Source organism: Solibacillus sp. NPDC093137 (genome assembly GCF_050280445.1).
In the GTDB taxonomy this organism is placed as follows: Bacteria; Bacillota; Bacilli; order Bacillales_A; family Planococcaceae; genus Solibacillus; species Solibacillus isronensis_B.
Genome location: NZ_JBNNVH010000001.1, coordinates 388,031 through 404,652 on the forward strand (window position 1 = coordinate 388,031; position 16,622 = coordinate 404,652).

The 16,622-nt window shown below is 38.4% G+C and carries 16 protein-coding genes; 12 read left to right on the forward strand and 4 right to left on the reverse strand.

Annotated elements, in window-relative coordinates; translation table 11 throughout:
* Positions 1-30: 30 nt before the first annotated feature.
* Complete coding sequence (gene lexA / locus ACQKN3_RS01870; RefSeq protein ID WP_079527874.1) at positions 31-654, reverse strand: transcriptional repressor LexA; 624 nt, start codon at positions 652-654, stop codon at positions 31-33.
* A gap of 160 nt (positions 655-814) precedes the next feature.
* On the opposite strand from lexA, the gene yneA reads away from it, so the two are divergent.
* From yneA to ACQKN3_RS01900, 6 genes are all read left to right on the forward strand, one after another.
* Complete coding sequence (gene yneA / locus ACQKN3_RS01875) at positions 815-1,162, forward strand: cell division suppressor protein YneA (RefSeq protein WP_427708968.1); 348 nt, start codon at positions 815-817, stop codon at positions 1,160-1,162.
* Positions 1,149-1,805: a YneB family resolvase-like protein gene (locus ACQKN3_RS01880; protein WP_251686809.1), complete on the forward strand. Its 657-nt coding sequence runs from the start codon at positions 1,149-1,151 to the stop codon at positions 1,803-1,805. Before yneA ends, ACQKN3_RS01880 begins: the two co-directional genes overlap by 14 nt.
* A gap of 64 nt (positions 1,806-1,869) precedes the next feature.
* Entirely contained in the window at positions 1,870-2,106 is a 237-nt protein-coding gene (locus ACQKN3_RS01885; RefSeq protein ID WP_079527868.1) for a DUF896 domain-containing protein, read from the forward strand.
* A gap of 139 nt (positions 2,107-2,245) precedes the next feature.
* On the forward strand, positions 2,246-4,240 hold the full coding sequence (gene tkt / locus ACQKN3_RS01890; RefSeq protein WP_251686810.1) for a transketolase: 1,995 nt from the start codon (positions 2,246-2,248) through the stop codon (positions 4,238-4,240).
* Positions 4,241-4,471: 231 nt separating this feature from the next.
* Positions 4,472-5,035: a DNA helicase gene (locus ACQKN3_RS01895; RefSeq protein WP_427708971.1), complete on the forward strand. Its 564-nt coding sequence runs from the start codon at positions 4,472-4,474 to the stop codon at positions 5,033-5,035.
* 13 nt (positions 5,036-5,048) lie between these two features.
* Positions 5,049-5,696 carry an alpha/beta hydrolase gene (locus ACQKN3_RS01900; RefSeq protein ID WP_427708973.1) on the forward strand — a complete coding sequence of 216 codons (648 nt, stop codon included), beginning with the start codon at positions 5,049-5,051 and terminating at the stop codon, positions 5,694-5,696.
* A gap of 23 nt (positions 5,697-5,719) precedes the next feature.
* On the opposite strand, the gene ACQKN3_RS01905 is transcribed toward ACQKN3_RS01900, so the two are convergent.
* The 3 genes from ACQKN3_RS01905 to ACQKN3_RS01915 form a co-directional block, all read right to left on the reverse strand.
* A complete protein-coding gene (locus ACQKN3_RS01905; protein WP_427708975.1) occupies positions 5,720-7,903 on the reverse strand; it encodes an EAL domain-containing protein in 2,184 nt (727 codons plus the stop codon).
* Between the two features lie 201 nt (positions 7,904-8,104).
* Positions 8,105-8,305, reverse strand: a complete 201-nt coding sequence (locus ACQKN3_RS01910) for a CsbD family protein (RefSeq protein WP_008407565.1) — start codon at positions 8,303-8,305, stop codon at positions 8,105-8,107.
* Between the two features lie 80 nt (positions 8,306-8,385).
* Entirely contained in the window at positions 8,386-8,886 is a 501-nt protein-coding gene (locus ACQKN3_RS01915; protein ID WP_427708977.1) for a 23S rRNA methyltransferase, read from the reverse strand.
* Positions 8,887-9,422: 536 nt separating this feature from the next.
* Here ACQKN3_RS01915 and ACQKN3_RS01920 point away from each other — a divergent pair.
* From ACQKN3_RS01920 to ACQKN3_RS01945, 6 genes are all read left to right on the forward strand, one after another.
* Entirely contained in the window at positions 9,423-10,469 is a 1,047-nt protein-coding gene (locus tag ACQKN3_RS01920; protein WP_427708979.1) for a P1 family peptidase, read from the forward strand.
* 308 nt (positions 10,470-10,777) lie between these two features.
* Positions 10,778-11,572, forward strand: a complete 795-nt coding sequence (locus ACQKN3_RS01925) for a M55 family metallopeptidase (RefSeq protein WP_427708981.1) — start codon at positions 10,778-10,780, stop codon at positions 11,570-11,572.
* 13 nt (positions 11,573-11,585) lie between these two features.
* Complete coding sequence (locus ACQKN3_RS01930; RefSeq protein ID WP_427708983.1) at positions 11,586-12,671, forward strand: dipeptide epimerase; 1,086 nt, start codon at positions 11,586-11,588, stop codon at positions 12,669-12,671.
* Positions 12,672-12,689: 18 nt separating this feature from the next.
* Positions 12,690-14,504 (forward strand): peptide ABC transporter substrate-binding protein, encoded by a 1,815-nt coding sequence (locus tag ACQKN3_RS01935; protein ID WP_251686826.1) that lies wholly within the window; start codon positions 12,690-12,692, stop codon positions 14,502-14,504.
* 180 nt (positions 14,505-14,684) lie between these two features.
* On the forward strand, positions 14,685-15,629 hold the full coding sequence (locus tag ACQKN3_RS01940; RefSeq protein WP_251686827.1) for an ABC transporter permease: 945 nt from the start codon (positions 14,685-14,687) through the stop codon (positions 15,627-15,629).
* The gene (locus ACQKN3_RS01945) at positions 15,629-16,615 is read left to right on the forward strand and encodes an ABC transporter permease (protein WP_350477640.1); all 987 of its coding nucleotides are present in this window, start codon (positions 15,629-15,631) and stop codon (positions 16,613-16,615) included. The genes ACQKN3_RS01940 and ACQKN3_RS01945 overlap by 1 nt, the downstream gene beginning before the upstream one ends.
* The last annotated feature ends 7 nt before the right edge of the window (positions 16,616-16,622 follow it).

Sequence of the window (16,622 nt, forward strand, 5' to 3'; positions counted from 1 at the left end):
GCCGATTCTATTAGAATGGCAAGTTGATGATTAATGGATATTTCGATAGAGGCCGACCACTTTACCTAAAATAGAAACTTGGTTGACAATGATTGGCTCCATTGAGCTATTTTCAGGCTGTAAACGGAAATGAGTTTTTTCTTTGTAAAAGCGCTTAACAGTTGCTTCATCGTCTTCCGTCATTGCTACGACAATCTCTCCATTGTTCGCAGTAGACGTTTTTTTAACGATCACATAATCCCCATTTAAAATCCCGGCTTCAATCATGGATTCTCCCATAATCTCAAGCATAAATAATTCCTCTTCCGGTGAGCCGTAAGCATCCGGCAACGGGAAATATTCCTGGATATCCTCGATTGCAGAAATAGGCAGACCAGCTGTAACTTTACCGATCAACGGAACATGAATGACACCTTGTTTTGCGATATTCATCTCTTCCTGATCCAATATTTCAATGGCACGCGGCTTTGTAGGATCACGGCGGATAAGCCCTTTACTTTCTAAACGAGCTAAATGCCCGTGGACAGTTGAACTGGAAGCTAAACCTACTGCTTCTCCAATTTCGCGAACTGATGGCGGATAGCCTTTAGCACGAACTTCCTCTTTTATAAAAGTTAGAATAGCTTGCTGCCGCTTTGAAATTTTTTGTGTCAACTAACTCACCTCTTTATCATGCTATTTTTCTTAAAGTAAGTATAGCAGTATGCGAACATGAATGCAAACATAAGTTCGAAAAAACGGTTGACAAAAACATACGTTCGTATTATTATGAGAACAAACATTCCGAACATACATTCGAAAGAGGGTTTTTCAAATGAAAAGAGTTAAATTAAATGGCTTCACATCAATGTTTCTACTATTCTCTGTACTTATGATTGCTTTATTCATGATGCAGGATGATAAAATTGAATTATACGAACACGTAAGCATAGAGCATGGCGATACTTTATGGTCGTTGGCAGAACAATATCGTGGTAAAATGGCTAAGCATGATTGGATCAATGAAGTAAAAAAGGAAAACGGAATGCTGGATGAAAAAGTTGTTTTAGGACAAGTATTGGTTGTGCCTGTAGAAAAAGATTCACAATACATTGCTCAGCTGAATGAATCCTCCGATATGCAATTGATTAAAGTAGCGAGAGGGAACAATGATAAAAACTAAAGCAGTAATCTATTGCCGTGTCAGTACGGATAAAAATACACAAGAAACATCGCTAGTGCGTCAGCAGGAGGAGCTGACAAAATACGCAAAATCATTCGGCTATAAAGATGTGGAGATTTTCATGGACCAGCATAGTGGATATGATGTCGATCGAGACGGATTACTCGACATGCTTGACTACATGAAAGAGTACGGTATTAAAGCATTATTTGTACAGGATGAAACCCGTTTAGGGCGAGGGAATGCCCGTATGGCAGTGCTGCACCTACTGCAAAAATATGAAGCGACAGTATATACATTGAATGATGCAGGTCCTGTCGTATTAAACGAAATGGATACAATGCTGCTCGAAATTTTAGCGATTGTCGAAGAGTATCAGCGTCGTATGCATAATGCAAAAATCCGCCGGGGAATGCGCCGCGCTGTAGAAAATGGCTACCAGCCGCAAAATAATTTGAAAAACCGCGGTAATATTGAAGGGCGTGAACGAAAAGAAGTGCCTGTCGAAGAAATTGTTCAACTGCGTCAGAAAGGCTTAACCTTTGCAGAAATTGCTACGACTTTGTCTGGCTTGGGCATTTCTATCAGTAAAGCGACCGTACATAGAAGATATATTGAATATATGGAGCGACTTGAAGAGTAAACACTTGTTTTCAAGTCGTTTTTTTTATACCTTTGTAGTAGGTAGGAAGAAAGGTGAGATTCAAATGTTATCAAAAGAAAAATTAGCTCGCATTAACGAGCTTTCTAAATTAGCGAGAGAAGGTAAATTGACGGAAGAGCAGGCGAAGGAACGTACAGCGCTGCGCAAAGAATATTTAGATACTTTCCGTACTACAATGCGTGATACAATCGAGCATGTAAAAGTAATTGATGAAGAAGGCAATGATGTGACACCTGAAAAATTAAAACAAATTAAATCACAGAAGAAATTCTTAAACTAATAACATTTCATTAATATGTCACATTTAATATAAAGTATGACATATTTTATAGGACGTTTTTAGAAATTATTGTTTTCTTGTGAAAATTTGTCTACACTATAAAATGTATAAATATCGTACGAGGAAAGGATGTCACATAATGACACAACAGATGGATCAGTTAGCAATTAACGCAATCCGTACACTATCAATCGACGCAATTGAAAAAGCAAATTCAGGTCACCCAGGTTTACCAATGGGTGCTGCACCTATGGCCTATACATTGTGGACGAAGCATTTACGCCATAACCCTCAAAATCCTAATTGGTATAACCGCGACCGTTTTGTATTATCAGCTGGACATGGATCCATGCTTTTATATAGTTTATTGCATCTAGGTGGCTACGGTTTAGAGTTGGAAGAAATCAAAAACTTCCGTCAATGGAATTCAAAAACACCGGGACATCCTGAATATGGTCATACAGTTGGTGTAGAAGCGACAACTGGTCCATTAGGACAAGGTATTGCAATGTCAGTAGGTATGGCTATGGCTGAACGTCACTTGTCAGCAACATACAACAAGCCAGGTAAAGACATTGTAGACCACTATACATTTGCACTATGCGGTGACGGTGATTTAATGGAAGGTGTTGCTGCAGAAGCAATTTCTCTTGCAGGTCACTTAAAATTGGATAAATTAATTGTACTATATGATTCAAATGATATTTCACTTGATGGTGATTTAGAAAAGTCATTCTCGGAAAACATCCAAAAACGTTTCGAATCATACGGCTGGAACTATTTAAAAGTTGCAGACGGTACAGATATCGTGGAAATTAATTCAGCTATTGAAAAAGCGAAACAAAATACTGGCGGCCCAACTGTAATCGAAGTGAAAACTGTTATCGGTTTTGGTTCTCCTAACAAATCTGGTAAAGCAGATTCACATGGTGCGCCACTAGGATTTGATGAAGTTACTTTAACAAAAGCTGCATACGCTTGGGAACATGAGCCATTCTTCGTTCCAACTGAAGTATATGATACATTTAAAGCAGCTAGCGAAGTACAAGGTGTACAAGCAGAAGCAGCATGGAATGAATTATTCGAAAGCTACAAAAACGAATATCCAGAACTGGCTGCACAATTTGTAAACGCAATGGAAAACAAATTACCGGAGAACTTTGCATCTGAGTTACCTGTATATGAAGCAGGTACTGCAGTAGCTACTCGTTCATCATCTGGTGATGCAATCAATGCAATTGCAAAAACAACACCATCATTCTTCGGTGGTTCTGCTGACTTGGCAGGATCAAACAAGACAACTATTAAAGGCGCTGGCGATTTCTTTGCAGAAACTCCGGAAGGCCGTAACATTTGGTTTGGTGTTCGTGAATTTGCAATGGGCGCTGCACTGAACGGTATGGCATTACATGGCGGTTTAAACGTATTTGGCGGTACTTTCTTTGTATTCTCTGACTATGTACGTCCAGCAATTCGTTTATCTGCATTAATGGGATTACCTGTAACATATGTGTTTACACATGACTCAATTGCAGTAGGGGAAGATGGTCCTACACATGAGCCAGTTGAGCATTTAGCATCATTACGTGCAATGCCGAATCTTTCTGTTATCCGTCCTGCAGATGCAAATGAATCTGTAGCTGCATGGAAATTAGCTGTAGAGAGCAAATCAACGCCAACTGTATTAGTATTATCTCGTCAAAACTTGCCGGTATTGGATCTTGCGACAGAGACAGTATACGATGGTGTTGAAAAAGGTGCTTATGTCGTTTCAGCTTCATCTAAAGAAACTCCGGATGCCCTGTTAATTGCAACAGGTTCTGAAGTTGGCTTGGCAGTAGAAGCTAAAAAGGCACTACTTGCAGAAGGAATTGATGCATCTGTTGTATCAATGCCATCAATGGACCGCTTTGAAAAACAGTCCAAGGAATACAAAGAATCTGTATTACCAAAAGCTGTGACGAAGCGTTTAGCAATTGAAATGGGTGCATCACTTGGCTGGCATAAATATGTTGGCTTTGAAGGCGATGTATTGGCAATCGATAAATTTGGTGCATCGGCTCCAGAGAAAATTGTGTTAAAAGAATACGGCTTCACAGTAGAAAATGTAGTTGCGAAAGTAAAAGCACTTTAATTCGAAGCTCAAAATGTCACTTGTCTACTATGGCAAGTGGCATTTTTTTATTTCTAAATCAATCGGAAGCCCGACTTATTGTATAGGTGACAAGAAAAAAGCTTTGGCAAAAAGAGCTGAATTCAGATACAATAGGCCCATACAGATAATAGGATAACGTGCGATTTTACTGAAGGAATGGTACGATAATAAAGAAATATGGAAGTATCAGATGAAGGATGTGGATGAATCATGACAGCAGAAAATAAGCAAAAAGAAATTACTACATATATCGAACAGACACTTTATTTCCTATCGAATAAAGCGGATCTTGAAAAATTCCAAACAATGCTTCAAAAAAATATCGATGAAAAAAGAGCTTCCTCCACGTCAACGACTGATTTTTATGATCGATTAATGTTAAATATTGCGTATTATGTGGAGAATAAAATGGCATGGACAGATCTTGTTCGGGAAACATTCAGTTCAGGAAAAGTGCCAACCGTTTCTTATATCGAAAATGAATTAATGGCACAGCAAATGCAAATCCGCAACAGTGTCGGAGAGAAAATGGACGATTACAAGAAAGCATTCCATCAGCAATATAATGCATTAAAGGTAGAGGATGAAGATGTGATTTACGATTATGCTTATGCATCCGTGGAGCATGCATACCGTATTGATTTTTTGACAGTTGCCTGTGCTAAAAATGCAAATATTTTAACAGAAGGCGATATCGAGGAAACAATCAAATTGCTGGATGGCTACATGGCTTATTACACGGACCAGCTTGTCAATAAAATGACGCTTTCTTAAAAGGAGATATAAAATGAACACACCATTTATTTATTTACACAAAGCACCTAAAGTAGATGCAGATAAGCAACCGGCGATTTTCTTGCTGCATGGATTAGGGAGCGATGAAAATGATTTACTACAACTTGTTGATTCGTTTTCAACAAATTGTCATATTTTTAGTTTGCAAGGACCGATTAAACATCGTCCGGGCTATGCATTTTATACATTTGAAGAAGAGGGTAAGCCGAATCGTGCCATTTTCGATAAAGTGCTGAAAGGTATAGAATTATTTATTAAAGAAGCTATTTGGGAATTCAATTTGGATGAACAGCAAATTTATGTTGTTGGCTTCAACCAAGGGGCAGCGATGGCACAGTCACTTGCGATGGTGATGGGCAATGCCATTCGTGGAACAGCAGCATTAAGCGGTTATTTACCGGAATTCGTTGCGCTTGAATATAGTAAAAAAACGATGGATAAATCTAAAATCTTTATTTCTCACGGGGAATATGATTATGATTTTCCGATTGAATGGGCAGAGCATGCCGTTCGTTTCTTCAATGACTATGACACGGACGTTACATTCAGAACCTATCCGGTAGGTCATGGAGTGAGCGAGCAAAATCTACATGATTTAATCGTATTCTTATCGAAAGATTTACCGAACACTATAAACTAAGAAAACAGCTGATGGAAGGTGATTTACTTCCCGTCAGCTGTTTTTTTCGTGTCCAGCAATTGTTCTGCTTCGGTAATAGACATCGGTTTATAGAAATAATAGCCTTGACCAGCAGGACAGCCAAGTTGTTGAAGCATTGCCAGCTGTTCTTCTGTTTCAATTCCTTCGGCAATGGGGCGCATTTGAATATTTTTCGCCAATTGGATAATCGTTTGTACGATTGCATACATCCCGGGTTCATCCATTGCGCTGATAAAGCTGCGGTCAATTTTGATTTCAGAAAAGGGCAACTGCGGTAAATAGCTTAATGAAGAAAAGCCGATACCAAAATCGTCGATTGAACATTCAATGCCCATAAGTCTTAGTTGATTTAGAATCTCTTTTGCTTTTTTAAAATCCACCAACTCAATGCTTTCCGTTACTTCCAGCTTTATATAATACGGCGGGACATTATATTGATAAAATATATCCCTTATATTTTGCAGGAAGTCCGGATCGTAAAAATGGTCCGGCGAAATATTGAGCGCAATCGGTAAAATCTTTTTATTCTCATTTATACGATTTTGTAGCCAGATAAGGATCTGTTTAAAGTTTAGTAAATCAATCGCTTTAATTTTTCCCGTTTGTTCAGCGATTGGGATATATTTTACCGGTGAAATGAAACCAAGTTTGCTCGAATTCCAACGAGATAATGCTTCAAAACCTTCCACTTCGATTGTCTGGAAGTTAATTTTAGGCTGCAAATAAACTTCAAATTCTTCATGTTGAAGCCCATAAGCCAATTGATTGAGGATATCCATTTCTTCCGTCAATTGTTTCGTACTATTATCTTCATATACTGCATAGCTCGTCCCAGTACGCTTCTGTGCATTGGATAAGGCGATATCTGCCTGATGAATGCTCTGTTCGACTGTCATCGACTCATTAAAGACTGTATAACCGATCTTTAATGTAATATAGATTTCTTTACCATCGATAATATATGGCAATTGTGTTATTGATTCAAGCTGCTGATTATAGGCAAGGAAGCAATCGTTTTCGTCAACTTTTCCGAAAATAAGCGAATTTGAAAAGCGTGAAATCAGTGAATCACTTTCCGGAAAATATATTTGCATACGATCCGCGACTTGACGGAGTAAATCGGCTCCAGCGTTTCTTCCGTATAAATCAACGACTTTATTAAATTCAGTAGGATGTAGAATTGCAACTAATCCCGAGTTGCCAACATTAATCCATTCTGATAATTCAGATTTGAAATAATGCAGGTTTGGTAAATTTGTTTCAACATCAAAAAAGGCGAGTCTGCTAAGCTCAATTTTTTGTTCAGCATACTTAATTGCTAATTGGATCAGTAAGGCCAATCGATTTAAGTAATTAATATCTATTTGCTTTAATTCTGTTGGATCCTGATTGAACAGGGTCAAAATGCCGCTTACTTCATTTTGAGGAGTTAAAATAGGCTTTGTCCATGAACCTTGAACAAAATTAAGATGCCAATGTTTAAAAAGATCTATATGGTGATCTTTGGGAGCAAAGTCTTTTAAATAAACTGCGTTTGAATTCAGGCTAGTGTTAGGTGTGATTTCCAGTATATTAAGTTCATTAATAATTTCCAATGGCAATGAATGCGTACCTAACGATTTAATTTCACAATTTTCATTAAAAATGTGAATGGCACAATACACATCGCGAATATAGAAAAGTTCAATCTTCTCGGTAATTAAATTTAAAATGGACTGCAGGTTATCTTCATGATCAATCGCTTCATAAACTTCATGTTCCAATTTATAAACCATTTTATTTAACTCTGCTTCCGTTGTATCTTCGCAAGTTAATAAAATATACTGAATCACGTTGTCTTCATTTCGAATCGGATGCAGTATAATTGTGTTCCAAAAAGCGGATCCTTCTTTCGTATAATGCAAAATCGTAAATTTTTTCGCTACACCTGATTTTAAATGTAAATTTAATTCTTCAATAGAGGTTTCATTCGTTCTGTGTCCATTCAAAATATTGATATTTTGATGAAGCAATTCTTTCATTTCGAATGATGTAAATTTTAAAAAGTGTGGATTAGCATGTAAAATAGGTAAATTTTCATCATTTATATCAATGATGAGCGATCCTTTCGAAAGCTGGTTACTTAAGGTTTTTAGCCAATTAAATAAGCGGTCTTTTGATAGGGGTATAAATTGATCAATGGTCATTCTAACTTCCCCTTTAAAAAGTAATGTGTATTTTAACTAAAGTATAACAAAATTCCTATAAATTTAAAGTGAGATTATATTAATATAAAAACATCCCTTTCAATTAAGTCTAAAGTACTTAATAAAAAATAAAGTATATTAACTACTTTAACGCAAAAAAAAGAAACTAGTAAATATGGAATTTACTAGTTTCTGTGAACCTTATTTTCGATATTCATCGATTTTAGTTGTAATTTTATCTTTTACATCAGCAACTCTTTCCTGTGTTTCCCCTTTTAGCTGATCGCGCTGACCTTCGACTTGTAAAGAAGGATCATTTGTATTTTTACCGATTTCTTCTTTTACTTCACCTTTAATTTTATTGCCTGCGCCTTTTAGTTTATCTGTAAATCCGTTTGACATAATATGACCTCCCAAAAGTTTAGATGATAATCATATTCCCTCGTTTATCAATACTAAACAAAGTGGATTAAAAAGTAGGATTAGAGCAAAATTTGTGTGTAGGTTTTATACAAGTGATGAAGAATCTCCTGACCCACTTCTTTTATAATTGTTTCACTATCCATTATCATGGATACTTTTGTTTTTGTTTCATCCAATGTGCCATTGTTAAATGTAACGATAACTTTCACTTCGCCATTTTCTTTTAACAGTTCTTTTTGGTTCGCAGAAAATGAATGCTCGGCGAATAAACCGTTATCTTGCCAAGTACCTGTGATTTTCAATTGCTGGGTTTCACCGCTGTCGTCATAATTCCACTCGACATCGCGTAATATAGTCTTAAATAAGTCGTTAATCGTAAAAGTTTGATTGTCGAATTCAATTTCAGTAGCTCGAATGGAATGGACATCGATTGAAATCGCTGATGCTGCTTCATTTGCCTTTGCATTAATTCCGGCTGCCGCCTCTTTTAAATTCAATACCGTATCACTACATCCTGCCAAAAAAATTACAGAAAATAATACTAAACTAAATCTCCTCATTAGAGTCCCTCCAATGCTGTTATTTCATTCATCTTACTAAATTGTGATGAAAGATTCGCACTGATTTTGAAACAGATTGTGAATAAATTGTAACAGTTCGTTAATTAGTTGAATAAGGAAAATCTTTTCCGAAATTGTTTGCATTGTCTGTTCATGAATAACGTTCGCAACTCTGGGTATGATTAGAACTAGATAGGAATCGCTTGGCGCTGAAAAGTCCATCATCTAAATAATCGAAAGTGAGTGGTAGAATGCGGATTAATGATGAATTGCTAGACAAACTTGGAATTTACTTTGTTTATCATGAAGTGTATAACAAATATGGCATTACTTTTGAAAGCTTTGTTGATCGTTGGACAAGAGGAATTCTGGAAATATAATTTTGCGTGAGTAGAAGTATTAATCGAACATAAATTCATTTCACTTGATGAAAAAGATGCGACCTAGTGGGAGGACGTGTCTTTTTTTCTGTTTTCTTTTTGGAAAAAGTTGTTTACGATGAAACTAATACATAAACAACTAAAGGAGAACAGACAATGAAAGTACGTGAATTGGGTATAACGATTGGACAATTGCCTCCAGGGGATAAAAACTGCATTACCGATATTGAAGGTGTTAGTGTCGGGCATGTGACCTTGGATTATCCGATAAATGATTCAGGTGATGCTGCCTGTACCGGAGTAACGGCTATTTTACCTCATCAAGGCAATCTTTTCCGGGAAAAGGTGACAGCCGCCAGCTATGTATTAAACGGATTCGGAAAAACAACCGGTCTCGTTCAAGTGGACGAACTTGGTGTAATCGAGTCGCCAATTATGCTAACTAATACATTTGGGGTACCTAATGTATCACAAGGGACACTCCAATATTTACTTGAACAGAATGAAGAGATAGGAATTTCGACTGGTACAGTTAATATCATTGTCGGAGAATGCAATGATAGCCATTTAAACTCCATCCGTCATTTTCCAGTAAAACCTGAACATGCAATTGAAGCGATACAGCAAGCTAAAACAGATGTTATAGAAGAGGGAGCGGTCGGAGCAGGAAAAGGTATGGTTTGCTTCGGCTATAAAGGAGGAATTGGCAGCTCTTCACGCATCGTTGAAGATAAAGCTGCCCAAAAATATACTGTCGGATGCCTTGTATTGAGTAACTTTGGGAAGGCAAGCGAATTTTTGACAAACCGGTATAACGTTACGGCTGCCAACGGTGAATCGACCATTAGCCCTACAGACGGCTCTATTATTATTGTAATGGCGACAGATGCCCCATTAAGCAGCCGCCAGCTGAAACGAGTTATAAAACGTTGCGGAATAGGGTTAGGGAGAACAGGGAGCCACTTTTCTCATGGAAGCGGAGATATTGTCATTGGTTTCACAACAGCTCGTACAATACAACATCAATTCGATGGAGAACTCGAAAGTCGCCGGCAGATTAGAGAAGATCATGACGTCATGAACACATTATTTATGGCAGCTGCCGAAGCGACAGAAGAAGCAATACTGAATGCTTTGTCACAAGCAACAACAACAACGGGAAGAAATAATCACAAAGTCCAAAGTTATAATTTTGTCGAATAATGTATTCTTTCGTTAGTAAGTTTATTGAGTCTTTTACATATCATCAATGTAGAAGGCTTTTTTCTTATTAAAATATAATATCTATTGGGATAATTTGTTTTAAATCTTCTTGAAATAATGCTATTTAGCAAAGGTTTTAGCGCTTTATAAGTTTATTATTTTATTTCGAAAACTATTAGAAAAAACTTCCACAATCGAAATAAGTATGGTATTTTATAGATTATAAATAAAAGACAGAAAAATCTAAATCTTCAAAAATGTTATTCTGGACTGATGAATAAATAAAAATGAAAGGAGAATCGAAAAAAATGAAAGTATATATAAGTGCGGATATCGAGGGAATTACAGGCACAACGGTATGGAGCGAAACCGAACTGAGCGCTCCGGATTACGCCCAGTTTCAAAAACAAATGACAAAAGAAGTGCTTGCCGCAATTGAAGGAGCATTTGCAGGTGGTGCTACTGAAATTTTATTGAAAGATGCACATGATTCCGGCCGAAATATTCTTATTGAAAACATGCCGGAGAATGTAAAAATCATTCGCGGCTGGACACAAGAGCCGATGTGCATGGTTGCAGGATTAGACAGCAGTTTTGACCGGGCGATTTTTATTGGCTATCACAGTGAGGGCGGCAGTGAGAAGAATCCGCTTGCACATACATTGAGCTTACTGGCGGATATTAAAATAAACGGTGAATATGCTAGTGAGTTTTTAATAAATACATATGCAGCAGCCCTCCATGATGTACCGGTTGCTTTTGTAAGCGGAGATCAGGCATTGACAGAACATATCGCCCGTTACAATGACCAAATTTTCACATTCGCGACAAAAGAAGGAGTCGGTCATGCAACAATTAATGTAAGTCCGCAAACGACATTGAAAAAGACGAAATATCTTGTAGAACAATCAATGAAGATTGATCGAACAAAGCTTCAAATTGAATTGCCGAAGCATTTTACCGTAGAAATTATTTACAAGGATCATATTAAAGCATACCGGAATTCGTTTTATCCGGGCGCAACATTTAAGCCGCATAATACAGTCCAGTTCGAAACAACCGAATATTTTGAAGTGTTGAGACTGTTACAATTTTTAACATAAAGCAGGTGAATTTATGAAAATAGCAAAGGTTGAGGTAGGGCTTGTTGAGGCACCTCTTATTACCCCGTTTAAAACAGCATTACGCACAGTAAATAGTATACGAAATATCGCTGTCTTTATTTATACAGACAATGGGCTAATCGGTATGGGCGAAGCTGCACCGACCCATGTCATTACAGGTGAGACTCTTTCATCAATCCGCTATGCGATAGAAGAAGTCATTGCACCGTCGATTATCGGAATTGAAATTGATGAAATTGCACTGCTTTGTCAAAAGGTCGATGCGGGTCTCTACCAGAATACGAGTGCTAAAGCGGCGGTCGAAATTGCGCTGTATGATTTATGGGCGAAACAATACAATGCTCCCCTATATAAATTGCTAGGGGGCTACCGAAAGAACATAACAACGGACATCACTATTAGTGTGAACGGAACGAATGAAATGGTGAAAGACAGTTTAGCAGCTCTCAAACGGGGCTTTTCCATTTTAAAAGTGAAAGTCGGGAAAAATCCGGTAGAAGATGTGGAACGGGTTATGGCAATTCGAAAAGCAGTAGGGCCTGATATTAAGTTAAGAGTAGATGCCAACCAAGGATGGACAGCAAAAGAAGCTGTAAAAATCATTGGACAGCTTGAAGATAAAGGGGCAGATATCGAACTCGTTGAACAGCCTGTACACTATAGCGATGTGAAGGGCATGCAGTATGTTACGAGCAATACGTATACAAATATTTTGGCTGACGAAAGTGTATTTTCTCCAAAGCAAGCGATCGAGGTCATTGAAAAGCGGGCCGCAGATTTAATAAATATTAAGCTGATGAAAACAGGGGGTATTTCAAAAGCTCAACAAATTAATCACATTGCAGAGGCAAATGGTGTCGCTTGTATGATTGGCTGTATGCTTGAAACAAAAATTAGTGTCAGTGCAGCTGCGCATTTTGCAGCGGCCAGCAAAAATGTCACAATGGTCGATTTAGATGGACCAAGTTTGTGCAGTGAAGATCCAATTGAAGGGGGGCCGATTTTCGAAGGGGAGAATATTCAGATGACCGATGCTCCCGGTATCGGGTTATTAATAGAGGCTTTCTTAGCCAGATAGAAAAGAGAAATGGGGGAAATGACTTTGAAAAAATCTTTGTTAGCGTTACTGTGTATGTTTGTACTCGTACTGGCAGCTTGTGGTGATTCATCGGATTCTGGTGAAACATCGGAATATCGAACAGTGTATTCCGGTGAAATTAAAACGCTGAACTATTTAAAAACAGCGGAAACAAATGAATTTGCATTATCAGCAAATTTAGTAGAAGGATTAATAGAATATGACCAATACGGTGTTGTTAAGCCAGGATTAGCAGAAAGCTGGGAATCCAATGAAGATGCAACTGTATGGACATTCAAACTTCGTGATGATGTAAAGTGGGTAGACCATGAAGGTAAAGATGTAGAAAATGTTGTTGCACAGGACTTTGTAGACGGTTTGAATTATGTGCTTGATGCGAAAAACGAATCTTCGACAGCGTGGATTGCAACAGTCGTGAAAAACGGTGATGCCTTCTACAACGGCGAAGTAACGGATTTCTCGCAAGTAGGTATCAAAGCGATCGATGAAACAACGCTTGAATATACATTGGAAGCACCGACGCCATACTTTTTATCGATGCTGAACTATGTATGTTTCTTCCCGGTAAACGGGGAGTTCTTAGCTGAAAAAGGCGATACGTTCGGAACAACTCGTGAGAATATTTTATATAATGGCGCATATATTTTAGATAAATTCGAACCTCAGAATGAGCGTGTACTTGTGAAAAACGACGCTTACTGGGATAAAGAAACAGTGAAAATCGATCGTATCCGCTATAAATACAATAAGGAAGCGGCAACAGTTGCACCTGAACTGTTCCTACGCGATGAAATTGATGGGGCACTAATTCCAACATCCATTTTGGATGAATGGTTAAACAGTGACGACAAAAAAGATTTAGTACGCCAAAACACAAATAACTTCTACACATACTTCTATGCATTAAACTTTGATCCGCAATATGATGCAGAGTATGAGCCTGAAAACTGGAAAGTGGCAGTCAATAATAAAGATTTCCGTAAATCGCTTTATCATGCGCTTGATCGTGTATCCGCGATGTTAACAATTGAGCCTTACAATCCACAAGATTTATTGTCAAATACAATTACACCAAAGAACTTTGTGGATGTTGAAGGTGTAGATTACACAATGCTTGAACCATTAAAAGCAATTACAGAAACAGATTCATTTAACAAAGATTTAGCTCTTGAACATAAAGAGGCGGCATTGGCTGCGTTAGCTGGTAAAGCAACATTCCCTGTAAAGGTATTATTACCTTACAACTCAGGTTCACCTGAATGGGCAAACCGTTCACAAGTAGTGGAACAGCAGCTTGAAAACCTTTTAGGTGCAGATTACATCGATGTGGAACTATATGCAGGTCCTGCTACGGGATTCCTTGGTGAAGTACGTCGCCCTGGTAAGTTCTCGATGCTTGAAGCAAACTGGGGTCCGGACTTTGCTGACCCGTCAACGTATACAGATCCATTTTCAGAAGGCGGAACATATAACAAGCCGGAGATGGCAGAAGGTTATAACAGTGAATACAACAAGCTAGTCGAAGCTGCAAAAGCAGAAGTAGATCCGGCAGTACGTTATGAGCTGTTTGCAAAGGCAGAGGCATTTTTAATTGAGGAAGCATTTGTTATTCCGTACGCTGTAGGCGGCGGTGGTTATACTGCTTCAAAATTAAATCCATTTGAATCACAATATTCGCCATTTGGTGTTACATCCGAGAAGTTTAAAGGTCAGTCTATCCTAGAAAAGCCAATGAGTAATGAAGAATTCAAGTCTGCTAAAGAAGCATGGGAAAAAGAACGTGCGGAAGCATTAGCAAACACTTCTAATTAATACGTAGGCATTTTAAATGGAGGTAGATTAGGAGATGACAGGATGTTTCTGCATCTCCTTTCTGCTTTTATATACTTCATTCGGATGATGTTACGGATTCATTAAAAGAGTAATTGGCGCAAGCGACAAACAAGACACCGGACGTCATTACGCCGAGGAATTACTGAGGAGGGAACGTGTTTGTTAAAGTATATTGCGAAACGATTCGCGCAATCCATATTGACGTTATTTATCATTGTAACAATAGTTTTCTCCCTGTTACGATTAATGCCTGATGAAGGCTATTTAGGCGCGGCAGCAGAAAAAATGTCGCCAGAACAACAGGAAATCTATTTAACAAATCTTGGCTTACGGGATCCGTTATTAGTCCAACTAAAAAACTTCTACATTGACCTTATTCAAGGCGACTTAGGAAAATCGATTACATACCGTACAGATGTACCAGTACTTGACATTATTCAAGATAAAATGATGTATTCCATATTGTTCGGATTAGGGGCTGTAGCACTCTCATTACTAGTTGGTGTACCGTTGGGCATTTTAATGGCGCAGTTTAAAGGACGCTGGCTCGACAGGCTTGGCACAGGCTATATCGTTATTGTAGTAGCGGTACCGGCGATGGTTTATTTCCTCATGATTCAGATGTATATTTCGGAATGGCTCAATTTGCCGATGCTGTTTGATGAATACAATCCCCGGAGTTTTATTTTACCGTTAATCTGTTTGGCACTTGGTCCGATTGCTTCATATGCAATGTGGATGCGACGCTATATGGTGGATGAGCTGAACAAGGATTATATTAAGCTGGCACGTGCAAAAGGTGTGACAGAGCGTACGATTATGTTCCGCCATGTGATGAGAAACGCCTTCATACCAATGGCTCAATATTTACCGGCAACAATTTTATTTACGATTACCGGTTCGATTTACATTGAATCATTATTTTCGATTCCAGGTATGGGTGGGTTGCTCGTAGATGCGATTCAGCGCCAGGATAATAATGTCGTACAAGGTTTAGTGCTTGTATTTTCTTCACTAGGGATCATTGGGTTAATCTTAGGGGACTTACTGATGGCAATTGTTGACCCTCGAATTAAACTAGGGAAAGGGGACAGTGTACGCTAATGGGAATTTTCACGAAAGAGATTCAGAATATTTCGGAAAAATCAACAGAACAGCTGCATGATCATATGTTTGACTTTGCCGCTGTCGATGATGCAAAAGCGGAAGAAACAGCTTATTCCAATTACTCTTATTGGCGTTCGACCTTCCGCTCCTTTAGTAAAAATAAAATTGCAGTATTTTTGCTTGTCTTTGTCATCGTATTGATTGCATTTACATTTGTCCAACCTTATTTACCAGATCAGAAATCGCCGACTCAGATTTATTTAAATCCGGATACAGGAATGCAGGACCGGAATGTTGCTCCAAATGATGAATATATTTTTGGGACAAACTCAATCGGTCAGGATTTATGGTCCCGAATTTGGGAAGGGACAAGAACTTCTTTATTTATCGGTTTTGCAGTGGCGATTATCGAAGTTCTGATCGGCTTTACAGTTGGGGCTTTGTGGGGCTATTCGAGAAAGCTCGAGGTACCGATCACCCAGCTATACAATATCGTGGATAATATTCCGACAACGATTGTGCTGATTTTAATGGCATATATTTTACGGCCTGGCATATCGACGATCATTATTGCCATGTGTATAACCGGCTGGGTTGAAATGGCGCGCTTCCTGCGAAATCAGATCGTCATACTGCGCGACCGTGAGTACAATCTGGCATCGAAAACATTAGGAACACCCGGCTACAAAATCATCTTGAAAAACCTGCTCCCATACTTAATTTCGGTCATTATGCTGCGAATGAGTTTAGCAGTGCCGGCAGCAATTGGTGCGGAAGTATTTTTAACATATATCGGTCTTGGATTACCGGTTAGTGAGCCATCATTAGGAAACTTGATCAATGAAGGACGGGTACTGATGATGTCACCGGATTTACGTTATCAGCTTATTTTCCCAAGTATCGTGCTGAGTGTCATTACGATTGCCTTTTATATTATCGGGAATGCATTTGCAGATGCGGCAGATCCGAAAAATCATGTTTAAAGAGGAG